A 21,339-nucleotide genomic window follows, 5' to 3' on the forward strand; every position below is an offset into this window, starting at 1 on the left:
GTGCGCAAAGGGTGCTATTGCCTGCGGTCCGTTCCGCCGTGCGCGGGCGGGCAATCCATCCATTCGGAGAATGCCATGACCATCGGGGTCCTTCTCGTTTCCCTCGTTGAACGCTTCGGGCTGATCATTGCGGCAGCCTTTCTGCTTCTGCACTTCAATCCCCTGCGCGACATGGGGCTGAAGCATCCGGGGCGCGCCAGCCGCGTGTTCCAGATTCTGCTCTTCGGCGCGTTCGGCATCATGGGCACCTACAGCGGCAACATGGTCTTCAACAGCGTGGCCAACCTGCGCGCCATGAGTGTGGTTCCGGCCGGGCTTTTCGGCGGGCCGCTGGTGGGCATCGCCGCCGGTCTCATGGCTGGCGGGCATCGCATTCTCATCGACATCGGCGGATTTTCGGCCCTGCCCTGCGGATTGGCTACCATCCTCGAAGGAACGGTGGCGGGATTCATCTCCACGCGCCTTGGCGAGCGACGCCTCGATTGGCGCTACGCCGCTGGCGTGGCCTTCGTGGGCGAGTGCACGCACATGCTGCTCGTGCTCGCCATATCCCGTCCGTTCACGGATGCGGTGGAACTGGTGCAGCTCATCGCGTTGCCCATGATCGTGGTCAACTCCATCGGCGCGGCGCTCTTCGTGCAGACCATCAAGCTGCTCTCTCGTTATCGCGAGAAGAGCCAGTCCAGCACCGCGCACGACATTTTGTCCATCGCCAACCTCACCGTGGGCTATCTGCGCACCGGGCTTAATCCCGAGGCGGCCAAGGCCACGGCGAGCATCATCTATGACCACGTGGGCGCGGCCGCCGTGGCCATCACCGATACGGAAAACGTGCTGGCTCACGTGGGCGAGGGCGTGGATCACCACCTGCCCGGCCGCTGTATCCGCACCCAGTCCACCCGGCAGGTGCTGGAGACCGGGGAACCGCTCTTCCAGCGCCGCGCGTCGGACATCGGCTGCGACCATCCGGGCTGCCCTTTCCGGGCGGGCATCATCGTGCCGCTGACCAAGGGCGGGCGCATCGTGGGCACCCTCAAGCTTTACGGCAGCCGCCGCGTGCAGCTCGACGAGGTGCGTTTCGAGCTGGCCAAGGGCCTCGCGCAACTCTTCTCCACCCAGCTTGAGCTGGAGGACATCCAGATTCAGTCCCAACTGCGGGCCAACGCGGAGATTCGGCACCTGCAGGCGCAGATCAACCCGCATTTCCTGTTCAACTCGCTGAACACCATCGCCTCCTTCTGCCGCACCAGCCCGGAGCGGGCGCGCGATCTGCTCAAGGACCTCGCCAGCTTCATGCGCAAGAACCTCGACACGCGCGGTTTCGTGCGCATGAGCGAGGAACTGGAGCAGGTGCGCTCGTACCTGTCCATCGAGCAGGCCCGCTTTGGCGAGCGGGTGCGCGCCGAGATCGACGTGGCCCCCGAATGCGCGGACTGGCTCATGCCGTCGCTGCTCATCCAGCCGCTGGTGGAAAACTCCATCCGTCACGGCATATCGCGCAAGGAGGAGGGCGGTCTGGTGCGTCTGCGCGCGTGGGTGGCCGATGACGAACTCAACGTGGTGGTCGAGGACGACGGCGTGGGTATGAGCGCCGAAAAGGCGGCCCGCGTGCTGGAGGGCGGCCTTGGCTCGCGGCGCGATTCCATCGGCCTGTCCAACTGCAACATGCGCCTTGAGCAGGTATTCGGCGCGCGTCACAGGCTCAGCCTGACCAGCGCGCCGGACCGTGGCACGTCCGTCTCGTTTCGCATTCCGCGCGTCACGGACGCCGAGGCCGTGGCCTGATTTTCCCCACCGGGCGGGCCGCTGTGGCGGATCCGCCCGAGCGTGAGGGGCGCATCCCCCCGACACGCTTCGCTTCTTTTCTTTCCTCGTATCCTCCTTTGGCGTTTCGCCCTGCATTCCATCCTTCCAAACGCGCATTTCGCCCCTCGCGGTCGTGCGGTTCATCCCGGCGATGCGGCACTTCGTCGTTCCAAAACCGCATCTCGTCCTGGAGGTGTTGCGCACGCCGCCGTGCGTCAATTAAAAGGGGAGCCGAGAAAAAAAGCGTCCCCGGCGAACCGGGGGAGACGTATCGGAGGAGGTTTCTATGGCAGTCTTTTTTGCGTGTCTGTTTGCCCTGATCGCGGGCTACTTCACCTACGGCAAGATCGTTGACCGCATCATGGGTCCGGACGAGAACCGGGTGACCCCGGCCTACGAGAAGCAGGACGGCGTGGACTACATGCCCCTGCCCAAGTGGAAGCTCATTTTCATTCAGGTGCTCGACATCGCGGGCATCGGCCCCATCTTCGGCCCCATCCTCGGCGCGCTGTACGGCCCCGTGGCACTGGTGTGGATCGTGGTGGGCTGCATCTTCGCCGGAGCGGTGCACGACTACTTCAGTGGCATGCTCTCCGTGCGCAACGGTGGTGCCAGCGTGCCCGAGATCGTCGGCGAGTACATGGGCATGCCCGCTCGTCAGGTGATGCGCGTGTTCTCCGTGGTGCTGCTGCTTCTGGTCGGCGTGGTCTTCGTGCTGGCCCCGGCCAAGCTGCTCCACGGCCTGACCGGCATGAACACCGGCATCTTCGTGGCCTGCATCTTCGGCTACTACTTCCTGGCCACCATCCTGCCCATCGACAAGATCATCGGCCGCCTGTACCCGGCCATGGGCCTTCTGCTGCTGGTGATGACCTTCTCCCTGTGCGTGGCCCTGTTCATGGGCGGCTATGACATTCTGCCCAACCTCGACATCGCCACCAACGTCCACCCCGCTAGCAAGCCCGTGTGGCCGCTCCTGTTTATCACGCTGTCGTGCGGCGCGATCTCCGGTTTCCATTCCACGCAGTCCCCGCTCATGGCGCGCTGCGTGAAGAATGAGCGCGAGGGACGCTCCGTGTTCTACGGTGCCATGATCATCGAAGGCATCATAGGCCTCATCTGGGCCACCATCGGCATGTCCTTCTACAACTCCCCCGAGGCCCTCTCCGCCGTCATCGCGGCTGGTAGCCCCTCGGCGGTGGTCAACGAGGTCTCCAACACCCTGCTTGGCCCCGTGGGCGGCTTCCTTGCCGTCATCGCGGTCATCGTGCTGCCCGTCACCTCCGGCGACACCGCCTTCCGCAGCACGCGTCTCATCCTCGCCGAGACCTTCAAGATGGATCAGACCGCCGCGTCCAAGCGCCTGCTGATTGCCGTGCCCCTGTTCCTCGTGGGCTACGTGATCTCCACCCAGAACTTCTCCACCATCTGGCGCTACTTCGGCTTCTCCAACCAGACGCTGGCTATGCTGGTGCTGTGGTCCGCCGCCGTGTACCTCGTGAAGAGCGGCAAGTTCCACTGGATCGCCACCGTCCCGGCGACCTTCATGACCGCCGTGTGCGCCACCTTCATCATGCAGGCCGAGATTGGTTTCGGACTGCCCATGGAGACCTCCATCATGGGCGGTGTCGCCGCTGCCGTGATTGCGCTGGTCGCCTTCATGCTGAAGTACGGCTTCGGACGCGCAACGCGCATCGCCGAGGCCAACGGCTCCGCGAACTAGCGCACAGCGTCGCATATCGCATGCATGCTCGGGGCGGCTTGCCGCCCCGGCTCCTCTGGAAGGCCGTCACCCATCGGGTGGCGGCCTTTTCGCGTGCGCGCGTCCGGTCGTTGCGGTGGAATGGAAAGATGGCGCTGGGCCGGGAGTGCGGTGCGCGGCGTGTTGGCACGCGCCTTGTACTTGTCCCCGCGAGGGAGTCCATACATGCAAATTTTTCCTACCATAAGCGATCTCGCAGACGACATCTTCGGAACCTCGGTGAAGGCCGCGCAGCCCGCCAAGACGGGCGATGGGCGTTTCTCGCGGTATTTCGAGACGCAGATGTCCCAGTACGGTCTGCACGCACGCAAGCTCGAACAGGACGACCTCGAACGGGTCGTGGACGACCATGTGCAGGGTGAGCAGGAACGCGTGTCCAGCCTGAGCGGATTCGCCGGAACTGCCGCCGCGTCCGTCGTGGGCGTCGCGGCCTCCGGGCCGGGCAAGGCGGCGCGTGGTGCGCTGGCGGCGAGCGCAGGGCAGGGCGGCAACGCTATCGCCGTGTTGCAGGCGCTGGCGGGCGTGAGAAACGCCGGGGATGCGCAGGCCGCGCCCGATGCAGGTTCCGCGCTCGGCAAGCTCTCTGGAAAGCTCTCCGGGAAGACGGGAGCCAAGGGCGTTGCCGGGCTGAAGAATCTCAAGCTGACCCGGGAAGACTTTGCCGACCTGCGCGAGGACCTGAAGGCCTTCGGGCTGACCCGCAGAGAGATCGACGCGCTTGGCGAGAAGATCACCAGCGAATCCGGCGTGACATGGGGGCAACTCGTGTCCGCGCTGGCCTCGCGCATGGGGGCTTTGGACAAGGCCGTGGTCGAGCTGACGCAGGACGAATCCCGCCAGTTGCAGAATCTTTTCCAGAAGATGGGCTTTGCTCCGCAGAAGGCCGAGTCCCTCGTGGGCGACCTGACGCGCGGCAAGTTCAGCTCCGTGTGGCAGGCCGTGGGTGACAAGCTCGCCTCCCTGCCGCCGGACGCGACCATCGACGTGAGCGCCGGTGAACTCGAATTGCTTGGCCGGACGGTGAAGCTGTCCGATCAGGCCATTGGACGCCTCAAGGCCCTGCTTGGCGGGCGTGACGGCGCGAGTGTCGGCGTGGCCGGGTTGCAGCAGATGATGACCCAGCTCAAGTCTGAGGTGGCCGCCGATGTCGAGGCCGAGGGCAACGCCATGCAGAAGTTGCAGGAAACCCTTGGCGCTATCCTCGAAAAGGCGCTGGCCCGTGCGGATGTGGCCGGACTGGCCGACGCGCGCGGCGGCAACGATGCCCGCAACAAGAAGGTGCTGGCCGAGAACGGACGTCGGGAGCGTGCTGCCGGTGCGCAGGCGCAGGGCGTGGCCGGGGCCGCCGGGGCCGCTGGTTCCGCCGGTGGCGTGGCCGAACGCATCCTGAGCGCCGATCCCAATGCTGCCCCGGCCCTGCGTCGGGCCGCCGCGGGCAAGGCCACTGCAGAAGCCGCCACGGGCGGCGACGTGCGCAACGCTGCCGAACTGGCTGCCCGCCATGGCGCGGCCGGACATGGCGCGAAGAATGGCGACCAGCCTGTCACTGTCCAGGGCGATGCGCCCCATACCCGCGCCGCCGAGAGCGGCGCGGCCGGGCACAAGGCCGCATGGACCGGTACCGGACGCGAGGGCGCTTCCGGCGAGGGGCAGGACGGCTCGCGCTTCGGCCGCAGCGGGGACGAGGGTACGTGGATGGAGTTCCTCGGCAAGGTGAAGAGCACCGGCAAGGACAAGGGCACGACGCAGACGCTGCTTGGTCAGGAGGCCGCTCGCGCCGCAGAGATTACCCACGCCGCGCTGCGCATGGCCACCGGGGCCGCGAAGCCCGAGACCCAGATGGACCGCGAGGCCGCCGCGCGCGTGATGCGTCAGGTGGAGACCGGCATCCTGCGCAACCTCTCGGGCGGGCGCAAGCAGATGGTCCTGAAGCTCGACGGCGCGGACCTCGGCAAGCTCAACGTGGTGCTCACCGTCCGCGACAAGGAAGTTTCTGCCGTTATCCGCGTGGACTCGCAGGACGCGGGCCGCGTGGTGGGCGATCAGCTCGCCCAGTTGCGCCAGACGCTGGAGAATCAGGGCCTCAAGGTGCAGCGCCTTGAGGTGCAGACCCAGTTGGCGGGCGATCAGTTTTCGCAGAACTGGCAGGGCGCGGGGCAGCACAACATGGCCCAGCAGCAGTCCAGCCAGGGCCAGTGGCGCGGCATGTGGCAGCAATTGCGTACCGAGGGCGAAGGCTTGGCCCGGGAAATGCACAATGCCCTGGGAAAGGTAAATTCTTCCCAGAGCGGGCTTGATCTCTTCGCATAGCCCGGACGAGGTGCAGCATGCAGACGTACGACGCAGGAAACATCATCGGCAGAGCCGAAAAGGAACTCTACGATACCAGGAAGTTCACCGGAAAGTCCGAGCTGGACAAGGAGGACTTTCTGACCCTGCTCGTTGCGCAGCTGCAGCATCAGGATCCCCTGAATCCCATGGACGACAAGGAATTCACCTCCCAGCTCGCCGAGTTCTCGAATCTGGAGCAGCTGACGGCCATCAACAAGGGTGTGGCCTCGCTGTCGCAGCAGACCATCCATCAGGAAATGGTCAACGCCTCCAACTTCATCGGCAAGGAAGTCCGCGCGCTCGGCGACAACCTGAGCATCCGCGAAGACGGTTCGGTGAGCCAGCTCTTCTACGCACTCAAGAGCGAGGCGCAGAAGGTGTACATGAACATTTTCGACAAGGACAGCAACATCATCCGCACCATCCAGCTCGGTTCGCAGGCCGCCGGGGAGCACGACTTCCAGTGGGACGGCAAGGACTGGAGGGGTAACGCTCTGCCCGAAGGCCTCTACTATGTGGCCCTTGCGGCGGAAGGCAAGGATGGTGAGGCCATCCTCACCCAGACCGAGGTTTCCGGACTGGTGGAGGGCGTGCAGTACGCCAATGGTCAGAATTACCTGCGTCTGTCCGACGGACGCGTCGTCGCCTTCAACTTCGTGAAGGAAGTCGTGAAGGCCTCGGCCGGGAACGAAACGGAGCAGGACGCTCCCACTGAGGAATAAGGAGGTTCGGTAATGGGTCTGTCAGCTTCCATGTGGACCGGCGTGGCCGGACTCGGAGCCCACGGTGAGCAGATGGGTGTCATTGGCAACAACATTGCCAACGTCAACACCGTCGGCTTCAAAGGCTCTCGAATGTATTTCGAGGACTTCATCAGCCAGGACGTGAACACCGCCGCGGGTATCGGACAGATCGGCCGAGGCGTCGGCATCGGTGCCATCTATGCTGACTTCGGCCAGAGCGGGTTCGAGACCACCACCGAGGCCACGGACCTCGGCATCGGCGGCCGCGGATTCTTCCGGGTGAAGGTCAAGAACGAGGAGACCAACTACTACACGCGAGCGGGCAACTTCCGCTTCGACAAGGACGGCTACCTCGTCGATCCCCACGGCTACGTGCTGCAGGGCTGGGAAATTCCCAGCAGTAGCGGCTCGTCCATCGCCTCGGGGCAGACCACCGGACAATCCTCCTCCACGTCGAGCATCAAGGGCACCGGCGCGCCCAAGGACATCCGCGTCGAAGGCTTCACCGCGCAGCCCAAGGCCACCGAGAACGTGACCATGGTCGTCAACCTCGACGGCACTGCCGGGCAGGACAACTCCACCTGGGCCGCCAATCCCTTCTTCAGCATGTTCAGCAACTGGGACGGACAGGCGGAGACGCCCCTTGGCGATACGCAGTTCGGCTACCAGAGCACCATCAAGGTCTATGACGAGGGCGGCACCGCCCACGAACTGACCGTGTACTTCGATCAGGTCACGGCGAGCAACTCCGGCGGCAATCAGTACTGGGAGTACATGGTCACCGTTCCGCCCAGCGAGGACGGTCGCACCATCGGCGGTGTCGCCGTCAATGGAACCTCCGCCGCGGGCATTATGATGGTTGGCTCGCTGACCTTCGACTCCGCCGGGCAGCTGCGCAACCAGAGCGCCTTCACCCTCGACGAGACGTCCACCGGCACCAACATCAAGGAACTGTCCAACTGGAAGGCCGCGGACTTCAATACGGACGGCCAGCCCGTGTTCGTCGCCAACTTCACCTTGCAGTCCAACGCCAGCGTGGTCGGCGCGTCCAACGCCAAGCCCATCGCCGTCAACTTCGGCCTGACCAACGGCGACCCCAACAGCGGATGGAGCACCGGAGCCACGGTCTCCAACGCTTCACAGGTCGGCACGGACATCAACAATCTGCCGGGATTCTCGGACCCCGTGCTGAACTCCAAGGCCACCACCAGCTTCGCCGGGTCCAGCTCCACGCAGTTCCAGTCGCAGGACGGCTACACCTTCGGCTTCCTGCAAAGCGTCTCGGTGGATCGCGACGGAATTCTCACCGGCCGTTACTCCAACGGTGTGGTTCTCGAACTCTATCAGGTGACGCTCTACGACTTCGTGAACAAGTGGGGCCTTAGGCGCGACGGATCGAACCTCTTCTCCGAGACGCGCGAATCCGGCGAGGCCACCGCAGGACCGGCCAACGCCAACGGCTACGGCAGCATCAACTCCAACTCCCTTGAGCAGTCCAACGTGGACCTCGCCAAGGAGTTCGTGAAAATGATCTCCACGGAGCGCGGATTCCAGGCCAACTCCAAGGTCATCACCACCACCGACAACATGCTCCAGACCGTCATTTCGATGAAGAGATAGACCGTGACCGATTGACGCATACCGAATGCCTTTCCAACCGAATCCGCGCCCGGGTCATGCCCGGCCCGGCGCGGACCCCGAAAGCGAACGCCCCCGCCAGCAACTGGTGGGGGCGTCTTGCGTTTCGTTTGGCGGGGAGCGTGGCGTCTTGCGCCGCAGGGGAGCTACAGCTCGCGGTCGAAGAAATTATGCGAGAGTTCCTTGATGGACGCCGCAAGGCGCATCACCTCGTCGGCGGGGACCTTGCGGATGACCTTGTGCCCGCTGGAGTCGCGCACCTCCGCCTGCATTTCGCCGGTATCCGCATTGACGTGGAACTTGAGGTCCACGCCCACGCTTATGGCGAAACGCTCCACCGGTTCGAGGACCGAGCGCGCCGCATCGACCTTCGCTATGCGTCGCGTCGCGTCGTCCTTGTGCTCGGGAAGCTGCTTCGTCGTGCCCTCGTCGCCGTGCGGACGGTCCTGCGTCCGCTCGATGCGCAGGTTCTGCTCGTAGGCCTGCGCGGCCTTGGCCAGAATTTCCGTGAGTTGCATGGTTCCACCCCCTCGCCGCGTCCCGCCGACGGGCGGGTACATGAGGCTTCATTCACTTCATCGGCAATTTTGTCCACGGGTTTAGGGGTGGGCAGGGATGCGAAAACCTGTGTGTGGCGGGGACTTCTCGGCGGATGGTCAAAAGTTGAACAAGGCTGTGGCATTGCCTGCCGGGCCAAGCGTCATCCTGCCGACCCGGAGGGGGAAAAAAAGGCCGAAAACGGCAGTGTGGTGGGCGAATTTGAGAAGGTGCGTTTTATAACTATGTAGAATGTAACGATAAGTTGCTTTTGGCACGCGGTCTGCTTCTAGAAAGACAAGTCAAAACAAGGAGGTTTTGAAATGTCTTTGGTCATTAATCACAACCTGATGGCTATGAACGCGGCCAGAAATCTGAACATGAGTTATGGTCAGCTGGCTACGTCCACCCGCCGCCTGTCTTCGGGCCTGCGCGTGGGAACGGCCGCCGACGACGCTGCGGGACTGGCAATCCGAGAGCTCATGCGCTCGGACGTGTCGACCCTGAACCAGGGCATCCGTAACGCCAACGACGCCATCTCCATGGTGCAGACCGCCGACGGCGCGCTTCAGGTCATCGACGAGAAGCTCATCCGCATGAAGGAACTTGCGGAACAGGCAGCCACCGGTACCTACAACTCCGACCAGCGTCTGATCATCGACTCCGAGTATCAGGCCATGGCGTCGGAAATCACGCGAATCGCCACCGCCACGGACTTCAACCAGGTCCACCTGCTGGACGGCACCCTCACCGGCGCGATCCCCACGGATCATGACGGTTCCGGGCTCCAGCCCTCCGGTCCGATGAAGATTCACTTCGGCACCGGCAACGATTCGTCGGAAGACTACTATTTCATCTCCATCGGTGGTGCCACGGCCAGCCACTTCGGCATCGGCCTCGCTGCGGATTCGGCAACCAGCCAGGGTGGCATGAGCATTTCCACCCAGTCGCTGGCGCAGGCCGCTCTGGCGGCGCTCGACGCGGCCATCATCTCGAAGGACAAGATCCGCGCCAACCTCGGTGCGTTGCAGAACCGGTTGGAGAACACCATCTCCAACCTTCAGATTCAGGCTGAAAACCTTCAGTCCGCCGAATCGCGTATCTCGGACGTGGACGTTGCCACCGAGATGACCGAATTCGTGCGCAACCAGATTCTCACCCAGTCCGCCGTGGCAATGCTTGCCCAGGCCAACAGCCTGCCGCGCATGGCCATGCAGCTCATCGGCGGCGGCGGTTGATCCGGCCTCGGGCGTCTGATCGGCATCCTGCTGCGTCTTCTGCCCGACCAAAGACATATGCCGGGGAGGCCAATGGTGGTCTCCCCGGAATATGCCATTCCCGCCTCTAGCGTTTCTCCAGAAAATCGATGGCGCTGGCCGCTGCGTTCTGCTCGGCCTTCTTCATGCTCGCCCCTTCGGCGCGAAGCACGGTGCCGTTCGGCAGCGTGACCTCCACGACGAAGGTCTTGGCGTGCTCCGGACCCGTGCTGTCCGTCAGCACGTACACCGGGCGCTCCTTGAAGAGCTTCTGCGTCAGTTCCTGCAATCTGCTCTTGGCGTCCTTGACGCGCTTCACGTCGCAACTGGTGGGCCAGCGCTCTTCGAACACGCACGCGATCACGGCCTTTGCCGCCGCGTAGCCTCCGTCGAGGAAGACCGCGCCGAATACGGCCTCCAGCGCGTCGGACAACAGCGAGTCGCGCTCGCGTCCGCCCTGCTGCTCTTCGCCCTTTCCCAACTGGATGAGCTGGTCCAGATGAAGCTCGCGAGCCACGTCGGCCAGCGCAGGCTCACTCACGAGCCGCGCCCTCAGACGCGTCAGCTGGCCTTCCGGCGCATCCGGAAAGCGCGCGAACAGCATCTCGGAAGTGCACAACTCCAGAACGGCGTCCCCGAGGAATTCGAGACGTTCGTTGTCGCCCGCATCCTCGCCGTGTTCGTTGGCATAGGAACTGTGAGTCAACGCCGTTTGCAGGAGCTTGACTTGCATAAACCGATGGGAAATAGTTTCCTGCAGTGTTTCGAGGTCCTGATTCATCTTGTACTCCGCACGTAGGTCATCATGCCCGAACGCAATCTTGAAGCGCTCTTCAATCCCGGAACCGTTGCAGTCATAGGCGCATCGGCCACTCCGGGCAAGGTCGGTCACAGTATTCTGTCCAACCTCGTCGAGGCCGGATTTCAGGGGAAAATCTTCCCGGTCAACCCCAAGGGCGGCGAAATGCTTGGCCTGCCGGTGGTGCCGAGCATCGCGGAACTACCGTCGCCGCTCGACCTCGCAGTGGTGAGCATCCCGCCCCGGCACGTCGTGGACGCCGTGCGTCAACTCGCCGAGCGCAAGGTCCGCGCGGTCATCGTCATCACCGCCGGGTTCAAGGAGACCGGACGCGAAGGGTACTACCTTGAACAGGAACTCACGTCCATCGCCCGCGAGAACAATATCGCGCTACTCGGTCCCAACTGCCTCGGCCTGAACAACACCGCCTGCGGCCTCAACGCTTCCTTCGCCGCCGGGCAGCCTCCGCGCGGCAACATCGCCTTTTTCTCGCAGTCCGGCGCGCTGTGCACCGCCATCCTCGACTGGGCACTCGGCGAGAACATCGGCTTCTCCAAGTTCATAAGCCTCGGCAACAAGGCAGTGCTCGACGAATCCGACATGCTCGAATACCTGCGAGACGATCCGGACACCGACGTCATCATCGGCTACATGGAGAGCCTCGACGATGGCGCGCGCTTCATCCGCGTGGCCCGGGAGGTCACCGCCCGCAAGCCGGTCATCGTCATCAAGTCCGGCACCACGGCTGCGGGTGCCAAGGCCGCCTCCAGCCACACGGGTGCCATGGCCGGGTCCGAGCAGGCCTATGCCGCCGCATTCTCGCAGGCGGGCGTCATGCGCGCGGCCGACGTGGCCACGCTGTTCAACCTTGCGCAGGCCTTCTCGCGCCAGCCGCTACCCGCCGGTCCCAACCTCGCCATCATAACCAATTCCGGCGGGCCCGGCATCATGGCCGCCGACGTGTGCGAAAAGAGCGCGCTGCTCATGAGTCCGTTGACCGCGAGCACGGTGGAGCGCATGAAGACCTTCCTGCCGCCCTTCGCCTCGCTCTACAACCCCATTGACATCATCGGCGACGCCGACGCCGTGCGCTATCGCCAGACCCTTGAGGCCGTGGCCGCCGACGAGCTGGTCAACGCCATCCTCGTGCTGCTCACCCCCACGGCATCGGCGCAGATCGTGGAGACGGCGCAGGCCGTGGCCGACGTGGCCGCCACCTGCGACAAACCCATCTTTGCCTGCTTCATGGGGCAGAAGCGCGTGGCACCTGGGCGGGAGTTGCTGCTGGAGGCTGGCGTGCCGTGCTACGGCTTCCCCGAGCCGGCCATCGCCAGCGTGGAGGCCATGTATCGCCACTACGTGTGGAAGAACAGCCCGGCCCCGGTGGAGGTGTGCTACCGCAGCGATCGGGGGCGCGCGGAGCGGCTCATCGCCTCGGCCAGACGCTCCGGATGCGTCGAGATCGTGGAATTTCAGGCGCAGGAACTGCTGCGCGCATACGAACTGCCCGTGCCGCCCACCACGCTGGCTCGCACGTCCGACGAGGCCGTGGCCGCAGCGGAACAGATCGGCTATCCCGTGGTGGTCAAGATCGCATCGCCCCAGATCTCGCACAAGAGCGACGTGGGCGGTGTGCGCGTGGGGCTGGCCGACGCGCAGGCCGTGCGTGCTGCGTTCATGGATGTCACCTCGCGCGCTCAGCGCCTGCGCAAGGATGCCTTCATCTCCGGCTGCCTTGTGCAGGCCATGGCCCCTAAGGGTGCCAAGGAAGTCATCGTGGGCTTCAAGCGTGACCCGCAGTTCGGGCCGCTCATCATGTTCGGCCTTGGCGGCATCTACGTGGAAGTGCTCAAGGACATCGCCTTCCGCCTCGCTCCGCTCACGTTGAACGACGCCCACGTCATGATTCGCGAGATACGCTCCTACCCGCTCCTGCGCGGGGTGCGCGGCGAACCGCCAGTGGACTTCAAGGCCATTGAGGACATTTTGCTGACCATGTCGCAGCTCGCCCTCGATTTCCCGGACATCTACGAGGCGGAGTTCAATCCCATTCTCGTCAGTCATGATGGGGCCACCGTGGCCGACGTGCGGGTGACCCTGTGCACGCACGCGGAGTAGGGCGGCAGGCGGTACGCAACTCGTTTGCTTTGCAGAAAAAAAGGTGTAAACAGAGGCCATAGCATAGATGAGGAGGACACAATGCCAGGCATCTACATAGGCTCGACCTCCGGGTTTTCCGGTAAGAACATGGTGGTCATGGGGTTGGGCCTCAAGCTCCAGAAGGACGGCTACAACGTCGGCTACATGAAGCCCGTGGGCGCCATGCCGACCGAGATGGGCGGCCGCCCCTGGGACGAGGACGCCTACTTCGTCCAGAACATTCTGGGGCTGAAGAACGAACCCGAGGACGTCACTCCGGTGCTGGTTACGCAGGACTTCAAGGTCCGCGCGTTTTCCGGCCAGTGCGGCGACCTCATGTCCGGCATCCGCGACGCCTACGCCAAGATCAGCGCGGGCAACGACATTACCGTGGTCGGCGGCTCCGGCAGCATGTACTCCGGCAAGTACTGCAACGTGGACGGCATCACCGTGGTCCGCGAGCTCGGCCTTAAGGCGGTGGTCATTGACCGCTACCAGGAGGAGCTGAAGTACGACTACCTCATGGTCATGAAGGAGACCCTCGGCGATGCGCTGGCAGGTGTCATCCTCAACGATATTCCGCCGTCCTTTATGGACGAGGTGGAAGGCATGCTGCGCCCCTGTCTGGAGCGCGCGGGCGTGAAGGTGCTGGGCGTTATCCCCAAGGATCCGCTCATGGGTGCCATCAAGGTGTCCGACCTCGCCGAACGGCTGGGCGGCAAGGTCATCTCCGCGCACAATAAGGCGGACAAGGTGGTCGAGAACTTCCTCATCGGCACCATGCAGGTGGAGAACTTCATGACCCACTTCCGCAAGAACAAGAATTCCGCGATCATCGTCGGCGGCGACCGCTCGGACGTGCAGCTTGTGGCGCTGGAGGGCAATTGCCCCTGCCTCGTGCTGACCGGCAACCTCTATCCCAACGACATCATCCTCACCCGCTCCGAGGTGCTGGAGGTGCCCATCGTCATCGTCCGCGACGACACCTACTCCGTGGCCAAGAAGATGGAGACCATCCTCTCCCGCCACAAGCTGCGCGATGTGATCAAGATACGTCAGGGCGCGCAGTTGGTCAGTTCCAGCATCGACTACGACTACCTCAAGTCCAATCTCGGTCTGTAGGAACTGCCGCAATCGTAAAATGAAGGGCGCTCCCCATGGGGAGCGCCCTTTTTCGTGCGTGGTGGCGGCAGAGCACGGGCCTGCCTCGAATATCGCGTGGGCGGAAAGGTTTGCCTAGCGCTTCATGTTGACCAGCGTCTGAAGCAGCATGTCCGCCGTGGTGATGACCTTGGAGTTGGCCTGGAAGCCGCGCTCTGTGGATATCATCTTCACGAACTGTTCGGCCATGTCCACGTTGGAGGTCTCCAGCGTCTGCGAGGTGATGGCACCCAGATTGTCCGTGTCGGGCGTGCCTTCCACGGCGGCACCGGACTGGGCCGTCTCCGAGAAGTGGTTCGACCCCTCGCGCCGAAGCCCCCAGTTGCTCTGGAAGGTGTACAGGGTGAGCTGGCTGAGATCCTTGTGCACGCCGTTGGAGAAGTTGCCGACCATCATGCCCGTGCGGTCGATGTTGATGCTCATCAGGTAGCCTTCGGGGCTACCGTCCTGACTCTGGACGATGGTCGAACTGGTGCCCTCGTAGGCCGTGGAAGCGAGGTTGCGGACCGTGGGCGTGGACATGGAGGGCAGGCTGCCCGCGTTGCTGCCGACCTCTGCGGCGGTGGCCGGAGCGCCGGAATCCCATGCCGTAGCCGACAGGCCGAGGTCCAGCGCGATGGTGCTTTCGCCGGAGGTCGTGACTTCGCCGGTGGTGAGGTCCGTGTTGCGGAAGGTCATGGAGAAGACGGGAAGCCCGTCGGCGGACAGTTCGGCGAGATTCCAGTTGGCCGGGTCCGTGGCGTCGCCTTCGCCGGAATAGCTGAAGGCGGACATGTCGACGAGCTGGCCGCTGGTGTCGAAGGTGAGCGTGCCGGACATGGCAAGCCCCGCCCCAGCCGCCGAGGACATGCCCGTGCGGCCGTCCTCGGCCGGGTCGAAGCCCGCCACGAATTCGAAGGTGCGGCGACCGCTGGCGTTGCTGGCCGAGACGGGGTCGAAGTGTACGGTCAGCGTGTGGGCTTCGCCTGCGTCGTCATAAACCTTGATGGATGTCGAGTAGGACGATGAGCCTTCGGACAGTGGTCCGTCCGTGGCGTTGGCGTTCCAGCTCTTGAGCATCGCGAAGAAGGGGTCCGTGGCGTCGGTGACGGCTTCGTCCTGTGTGTTGGTGCCGAGGTTTAGGCTCAGGCTCACTTCGCGCGTGGCGAAGGGCGGTACGGTGATCTGTCCGTCGTCGCCGATGTTGAGCGAGATGTCCGACGATGCGCCGGACACGACGCCGTCGTCGGACACGGTACGTCCCTGCACGCGGAAGCCGTTGGGATCGACGAGGAAGCCGTCTTCGTCGAAGCGGAAGTTTCCTGCGCGGGTGTAGCGGATCTTGTCGCCGTTGACCACGCGGAAGAACCCTTCGCCAGCGATGGCGAGGTCCGTGGATGCGGTTCCTGGTTCGAAGCCGCCTTCGTTGAAGTCCGTGAGGATGGCACCGAGGCCGACACCGAGGCCCCGTTGGGATACGGCGACATCAGGCGAGGCCCCCGTCGTCGTGAACTGGCTCATGAGGGTTTCGAAGTGGACCTCCGATCCCCTGAAGCCGAGGGTGCTCACGTTGGCGAGGTTGTTGCCGATGACACCCATCCGCTCGCCGTGGGACTTCATGCCCGTCGTCCCGACGTAAAGGGATGAAAAACTCATGACCGTACTCCTTGCACGCAACCGATTATGCCCGGAAGGAAAAAATTGCCTTCGCTTCGACATATCGCAAACACCGTGCCACGCGTGCCGCGCGCGGGCGGTATCGAAGTGGATCCCTCGTCTGCAAGCGCCCACGCAGGAAGGAATGTGCTCCTCCCATTACGCACGCGACCATGCATGCCGACAGATGGTGTACCGTGTTGAGCATCAGATGATGCATATGAGCAGGCATGGAGTATGCAATTCGTCACATTGTGTTCCCGATATTGTAATATTGTGAAAAAACTTGCCTTTCTCGATGATTCGGTTGTATCCACAATAACAGCTTTATGCATATTGTTCGATATACCCGATTCTCTGGAGGGGGATATCGGGAACGTATCCAGCATGCGTGCGCCGCCACGTATGCATGACTGGTTGCGCAACATTCTGACGCCGTTGGTGACAACGCAGGAGAGAGGGAATGACCGTCAAGACAAAGTTGCTTCTCATAGCTGGAATTGCCGTTGGTGGCCTTGCCGTTATGTTCGCGATCGGTGCATTCGGATGCAGCCAGATTCGCGCGGCCATGCAGCTGGAATCCCTCGCGCGCGAGGGCGAAAGCGCAATGCTTCAGGCGCGCAGGCACGAAAAGAATTTCCTGGCGCGCAATGAAGCGGTCTATGAGGAAAAGACCATCGCAGCGCTGGATGACGTGCGCGTCAAGCTGAAGCGCATTGCCGAGGTTCATCCCGATTCTGCCGAGAAGGTCGGGGGCATCGTGGCGCTCATCGGCGACTACGAGAAGGCGTTTCGTTCCATGGCTGGGGTGCAGCGCGATCTGGGCCTGACAGAAAAGGACGGCATGCGTGGCGAACTTCGCGCGGCTATTCACTCCCTTGAAAGCGAAATCGAAGGACTCGGTGATGCGTCGCTCATGACGGAATTGCTCCAACTGCGTCGTCACGAGAAGGATTTCATCATCCGAGGCAGGCAGGAGTACGTCGCGGCCTTTGAGTCGGAACTGGCGCGGTTCCGTACGCAGATCAACGTGGCGGAGAGCGTTTCCGAAATGGACCGTGCGGACTTCGCGGCCTATCTCGATCGCTATGCCCGAGCCTTTGGGCGCTATGTGGATGGCCGGGGCGAAAGTGCCGCACAGCAGCAGGTGTTCACGGATGTGGCGCGCAAGGTGGAGCCTGCCGTGCTGGAGATGGCCGACATGGCGAGCGCCCGACAGAAGCGGGTCTTCGTGGGCGTCATATCCGCAGCGGTGCCCGCCACGCTTGGCATCGCGGTTGCGCTTCTGGTGTGCGTGGTGCTTGTGGCGCGGTCCATTTCGAGACCGCTCGACAGGCTCCAGCAGTGCTCGCGTGATGTGGCAGGCGGAGATTACGAGGCCGTGGGCAGGGAAGCCTTCTCAGGCGAATTCGAGAGCCTGCGGCACGACATCGAGATGATGGTCGCCGGAATCCGCAGGGCCATGAACGAGGCCCATGCCAAGAGCGACGAGGCCGCCGAGCAGGCTCGCGCGGCCAATGAAGCCATGGAGGAGGCGCGCGAGAACGAACGGCACGTGCGTTCGCTGCTTGAGAAGATCAAAGAGGTCTCCGCGCAGGCCGCCGAAATTTCCGAGGGCCTGTCCGCAGCCGCGTCGCAGCTCGCCGCCGAGGTGGAGCAGACCTCGCGCGGGGCCGAGATACAGCAGCGTCGCGTTACCGAAACCGCCACCGCCATGGAGCAGATGACGTCCACCATCCTTGAGGTGGCACGCAACTCGTCCTCTGCGGCTCATACGGCGGACCAGAGCAAGCATGACGCGCTGGAAGGTAGAAAGCGTGTCGTGGACACCGTGCAGGATGTGGCGCAGGTGCAGACGAGCACCGAGGAACTCTCCGCCGTCATGAACGACCTGAGCGAAAAGGCCGATTCCATCGGCGAGGTGATGACCGTCATCGCCGACATCGCGGACCAGACCAACCTGCTCGCCCTCAACGCGGCCATCGAGGCCGCCCGCGCTGGCGACGCCGGACGTGGATTTGCCGTCGTCGCCGACGAAGTGCGCAAGCTGGCCGAGAAGACCATGGCCGCTACGCAAGAGGTCGGCCGGGCCATCGCCGGGGTGCAGCAGTCCGTGCAGAGCACCATCGCCAAGCGTCGCGTGGCCGAGGAGGCCCTTGCCGCCACGGTCATGCATGCCCGCGAGGCCGGGGACATGCTTGGAAGCATCGTGAGCAGCGTGGAGCAGACCGCCCAGATGGCGCAGAGCATCGCCACCGCCGCGGAGGAGCAGTCCGCCGCGTCGGAGCAGATCAACAGCTCCGTCGAGGAGATCAGTCAGGTTTCGGCCGAGACCGCCCGTGGAACAGAGGAATCCGCCCTGGCCATTCGCGGCATCGCTTCGCGAGCCTCGCAGTTGCAGGGACTTATCAGGGAGCTTCGCGCAGCGGGCTGAAGAGGGCTTTAGCTGACGGGAAGAACGTCACGGCCCGGGGATACGTCTCCGGGCCGTTTTCGTTCGGCGGACGGGGAGGAGATGTCGATGGACATCGCTCGGCGGGGGAGATGGCCCAACCAGAGGGCTGTGGGAATTCCCCGTCGGTCAGGCGTGCCTACGGAATTGGTTCCGCCGAAGACCTTCATCGGTGCCGCGATGGACACCGCGCGGCAATCCATACTCAGCGACACACTTCGCATCATGATTTGAATATATCCGATGTCGGGCAGCGGACGTTATCCGTGGGTGAAAGGAGCGGAAAAACAGATGGTTGTGGTCTGTTTTCTCGCTTGCGTGGCGCGAATTGACAAACTGGAGCAAAATACTATGATAATTGCCAGCCGCAAGAAGTCCTATTAGAGATTATCAAGCAGTCTGTACGTGCAGCTGGGGTGTGCCGAAACGGAAGGTCGCGGATATGTGCCGCGACGTTCGTGTCGGGCGCTTTGGTTGTGCCGTCCCTGTCGGCAGGTGCTGGTTCATCCGAGAAAGGGGATGGATGGCGCGACGGGTGTGCTCTGCTTTTTTGCAGAGGGGCGTCCGGGAGGACGCGACGGCTCCGGAAGGAGGTGGCGCGGGATGCCCAGAGCGACGAGCTGTTCGATGCGTTTGGCCGGTGATCTGTTGCCCTTGACGATGTGCGTCATCATCGAGGGATGAACCCCTATCATCCGTGCGAGGTCTTTCATCTGCACGCCATGATAGGCGAGCCATGCACGCAGCGCGGCCTGACGGTTGGCTGGATTTTGGTCAAGGATTTTACCGATTTCATTTTCCATAATATTCTCTGGTGGGTGGACTATATAGGCATGTACATATGCTGTCAACTTGCCCGGGGAAAGAAAAGGATATGCGAATGAGCAAGACTGGTTCCAAGTACGGGCAAGGATTCGGTCCGGTTGTCGAACGAATAAAGGACGCGACTGCAACGCGTACGCAGGTCGAGCTGGCGACGGTCCTCGGCATCCGGCAGTCGAGCATTTCCGACGCGAAGCGCAGGGATTCCGTTCCTGCCGACTGGTTCCTCACCCTGTTCCGCAAGTACGGGCTCAATCCCGATTGGCTGGCCATGGGGCGCGGACCCAAGTTCATAAAGACGAAGGAAGGCTATCAGCCCTTCGATCAGCCTGCCCTGTCCGAAACCCTGCACGAGGAAGGCGCGCCCTATGGTGATCCCCTCGCGTCGGGTAAGGTGGTCACCTATTACGGCATGAGTGGCGAGCTGACCGAGAAGGGCCAGTGGAAGCCCATTGCCGCCGGCAAGATCATCATTCCTGCCAGCTTCGACCGTGAGGCCCTGCTGGTGGTGAAGATGGACGGTGCAGGCATGGAGCCGCTCATCCGCCGCGGCGCATTCATCGGTCTCGACAGGGATCAGAAGGGCGTTACCTCCGGCGAGATATACGGCGTGCTCGTCCCCTACGAGGGGCTTGTCATCCGTCGCGTGTACTTCGACGCCCAGCAGGGCGGCTTCATCCTCAAGGCCGAGAACCCCAGCCACGCCGATCAGCGCCTCTCCATCGAGGAGTATGGCAGCAAGGTCGTGGGCCGCATGGTGTGGATGATGCAGGAGGCCTAGCCTCTCCTTTCGATGCACGCTCCAGTGCCGAGTCTGCATTTTGATGGCGCAGGGAAACCCGACGGGGTTTTTCTGCGCCATTGTTGTCAGTGCTCGTGTGGCCTGATACCGTGCCGGGACGAATGCGCCACGCAGCGGTGCGCCGTCTGTGTAGCGTATTGCGCAATGCCTGACATTCCAGCACCCCACGGATTGCAACGATGGACCTGAACACGCTCTGGCACGGATTTGGCTGGCCTTTGTGCCGCCTCGTCTTCCTCATCTCCCTCGGCCTGCTTATCGGCAACCTTATCGAGGCCCTCAACTGGACCCGCGCCGTGGCACGCGTGGCCGAGCCGCTTACCCGCGTGGCGCGGCTCAAGGACATCACCGGGGCCAGCTTCTCCATGGCCTTTTTCTCCGGCATCGCGGCCAACACCATGCTTGCCGAGGCCCACGAGAAGGGCACGCTGTCCGACAGGGAACTTATGATTTCCAACCTGTTCAACAGCCTGCCCACCTATTTCCTGCACATGCCGACCCTTTTCTTCATCACCGTCCCCTTCATTGGGCAGGCGGCGGTGATCTACGTCGGTCTCACCCTTTGCGCCGCCTTCCTGCGCACCTCGTTTATCATCCTGCTCGGTCGCCTCGTCCTGCCCCCGCTTCCGCCGGGGTGCGTCGTGTGTCGGCTCGACGAGCAGGCCTCCACCTCGTGGCGCGAGGCCATTGACCGGACATGGAAGCGCTTCCGCCAGCGCATCAGCCGCATTCTGCGCATCACCGTGCCAGTCTACGTCGCCATATTCTTCTTGAATCGCTACGGCGCGTTCGCCGCCTTCGAGACCTTCCTCGCCGACCACGTCACCTTTATCTCGTGGCTCCCGGCCGAGGCCCTCTCCATTGTCGTCTTCCACGTTGCCGCAGAGTTCACCGCCGGACTTGCCACCGCCGGAGCGCTCCTGCAGGGCGGTACCCTCGCCGTGCGCGAAATCGTCCTTGCCCTGCTCCTCGGCAACGTCTTGTCCACACCCATGCGTGCCTTCAGGCATCAGCTCCCCTACTACGCGGGCATGTTCCGCCCGAGCATTGCGCTCAAGCTCATCGCCGCCAACCAGACCCTGCGCGCCGCTTCCGTTATCCTCGTCGGCATCGGCTATTACGCCGTTTCCTAGTGGCCATAGGGGGAAATCCGCTGCGCGGGGCTGGGCCTCCGGCGGCCGGGCTCTGCCCTGGACCCGGTCAAGGAAATGATTTCCTTGACAATTCTCACTAGGGCTTCGTCGCGCTAAGCCGTACGGCTCGCCAAGGGCAGACGGCCCATCGCATGTCGAGGGTCCAGGGGGCCAGCGGCCCCTTGGCCGGCGGAGCCTCCGTCTTGCATGTGGCAACGAACGATACGCCCTGCCACAGCGCCCGTCGCTGCGCGGGGCTGGGCCTCCGGCGGCCGGGCTCTGCCCTGGACCCGGTCAAGGAAATGATTTCCTTGACAATCCTC

At 63.3% G+C, this 21,339-nt stretch carries 15 protein-coding genes; 11 read left to right on the forward strand and 4 right to left on the reverse strand.

Annotated elements, in window-relative coordinates:
- The first annotated feature begins 75 nt into the window (after positions 1-75).
- From GGQ74_RS10595 to GGQ74_RS10615, 5 genes are all read left to right on the forward strand, one after another.
- A complete protein-coding gene (locus tag GGQ74_RS10595) occupies positions 76-1,785 on the forward strand; it encodes a sensor histidine kinase (RefSeq protein ID WP_167941522.1) in 1,710 nt (569 codons plus the stop codon).
- Positions 1,786-2,092: 307 nt separating this feature from the next.
- A complete protein-coding gene (locus tag GGQ74_RS10600; RefSeq protein ID WP_167941523.1) occupies positions 2,093-3,529 on the forward strand; it encodes a carbon starvation CstA family protein in 1,437 nt (478 codons plus the stop codon).
- Between the two features lie 204 nt (positions 3,530-3,733).
- Positions 3,734-5,878 carry a flagellar hook-length control protein FliK gene (locus tag GGQ74_RS10605; protein ID WP_167941524.1) on the forward strand — a complete coding sequence of 715 codons (2,145 nt, stop codon included), beginning with the start codon at positions 3,734-3,736 and terminating at the stop codon, positions 5,876-5,878.
- 17 nt (positions 5,879-5,895) lie between these two features.
- Positions 5,896-6,621, forward strand: a complete 726-nt coding sequence (locus GGQ74_RS10610; RefSeq protein WP_167941525.1) for a flagellar hook assembly protein FlgD — start codon at positions 5,896-5,898, stop codon at positions 6,619-6,621.
- Positions 6,622-6,633: 12 nt separating this feature from the next.
- Positions 6,634-8,262 (forward strand): flagellar hook protein FlgE, encoded by a 1,629-nt coding sequence (locus GGQ74_RS10615; RefSeq protein WP_167941526.1) that lies wholly within the window; start codon positions 6,634-6,636, stop codon positions 8,260-8,262.
- Positions 8,263-8,426: 164 nt separating this feature from the next.
- On the opposite strand, the gene GGQ74_RS10620 is transcribed toward GGQ74_RS10615, so the two are convergent.
- Positions 8,427-8,798, reverse strand: coding sequence for a flagellar protein FlaG (locus GGQ74_RS10620; protein ID WP_167941527.1), 372 nt, complete (start codon positions 8,796-8,798; stop codon positions 8,427-8,429).
- 342 nt (positions 8,799-9,140) lie between these two features.
- Between GGQ74_RS10620 and GGQ74_RS10625 the strand changes: the two genes are divergently transcribed.
- Positions 9,141-10,055: a flagellin N-terminal helical domain-containing protein gene (locus GGQ74_RS10625; RefSeq protein WP_167941528.1), complete on the forward strand. Its 915-nt coding sequence runs from the start codon at positions 9,141-9,143 to the stop codon at positions 10,053-10,055.
- Positions 10,056-10,161: 106 nt separating this feature from the next.
- On the opposite strand, the gene rnc is transcribed toward GGQ74_RS10625, so the two are convergent.
- Entirely contained in the window at positions 10,162-10,854 is a 693-nt protein-coding gene (gene rnc, locus GGQ74_RS10630; protein WP_167941529.1) for a ribonuclease III, read from the reverse strand.
- Positions 10,855-10,878: 24 nt separating this feature from the next.
- On the opposite strand from rnc, the gene GGQ74_RS10635 reads away from it, so the two are divergent.
- On the forward strand, positions 10,879-12,990 hold the full coding sequence (locus GGQ74_RS10635; RefSeq protein WP_209280153.1) for an acetate--CoA ligase family protein: 2,112 nt from the start codon (positions 10,879-10,881) through the stop codon (positions 12,988-12,990).
- A gap of 81 nt (positions 12,991-13,071) precedes the next feature.
- Positions 13,072-14,133 carry a phosphotransacetylase family protein gene (locus GGQ74_RS10640; protein WP_167941530.1) on the forward strand — a complete coding sequence of 354 codons (1,062 nt, stop codon included), beginning with the start codon at positions 13,072-13,074 and terminating at the stop codon, positions 14,131-14,133.
- Between the two features lie 114 nt (positions 14,134-14,247).
- Here the strand turns inward: GGQ74_RS10640 and GGQ74_RS10645 are convergent, their stop codons facing one another.
- A complete protein-coding gene (locus tag GGQ74_RS10645; RefSeq protein WP_167941531.1) occupies positions 14,248-15,807 on the reverse strand; it encodes a flagellar hook protein FlgE in 1,560 nt (519 codons plus the stop codon).
- Positions 15,808-16,270: 463 nt separating this feature from the next.
- Here GGQ74_RS10645 and GGQ74_RS10650 point away from each other — a divergent pair, with 463 nt between their 5' ends.
- Positions 16,271-18,241, forward strand: coding sequence for a methyl-accepting chemotaxis protein (locus GGQ74_RS10650; RefSeq protein WP_167941532.1), 1,971 nt, complete (start codon positions 16,271-16,273; stop codon positions 18,239-18,241).
- 521 nt (positions 18,242-18,762) lie between these two features.
- Here GGQ74_RS10650 and GGQ74_RS10655 read toward each other — a convergent pair.
- On the reverse strand, positions 18,763-19,062 hold the full coding sequence (locus tag GGQ74_RS10655) for a helix-turn-helix domain-containing protein (RefSeq protein ID WP_167941533.1): 300 nt from the start codon (positions 19,060-19,062) through the stop codon (positions 18,763-18,765).
- Positions 19,063-19,139: 77 nt separating this feature from the next.
- Here GGQ74_RS10655 and GGQ74_RS10660 point away from each other — a divergent pair, with 77 nt between their 5' ends.
- Together GGQ74_RS10660 and GGQ74_RS10665 are read left to right on the forward strand one after the other, a co-directional pair.
- Entirely contained in the window at positions 19,140-19,862 is a 723-nt protein-coding gene (locus tag GGQ74_RS10660; RefSeq protein WP_167941534.1) for a LexA family transcriptional regulator, read from the forward strand.
- A 200-nt stretch (positions 19,863-20,062) separates the two neighbouring features.
- A complete protein-coding gene (locus GGQ74_RS10665) occupies positions 20,063-21,016 on the forward strand; it encodes a hypothetical protein (RefSeq protein WP_167941535.1) in 954 nt (317 codons plus the stop codon).
- Positions 21,017-21,339 lie beyond the last annotated feature (323 nt).

The sequence above is a fragment of the Desulfobaculum xiamenense genome, assembly GCF_011927665.1.
Lineage (GTDB): Bacteria > Desulfobacterota > Desulfovibrionia > Desulfovibrionales > Desulfovibrionaceae > Desulfobaculum > Desulfobaculum xiamenense.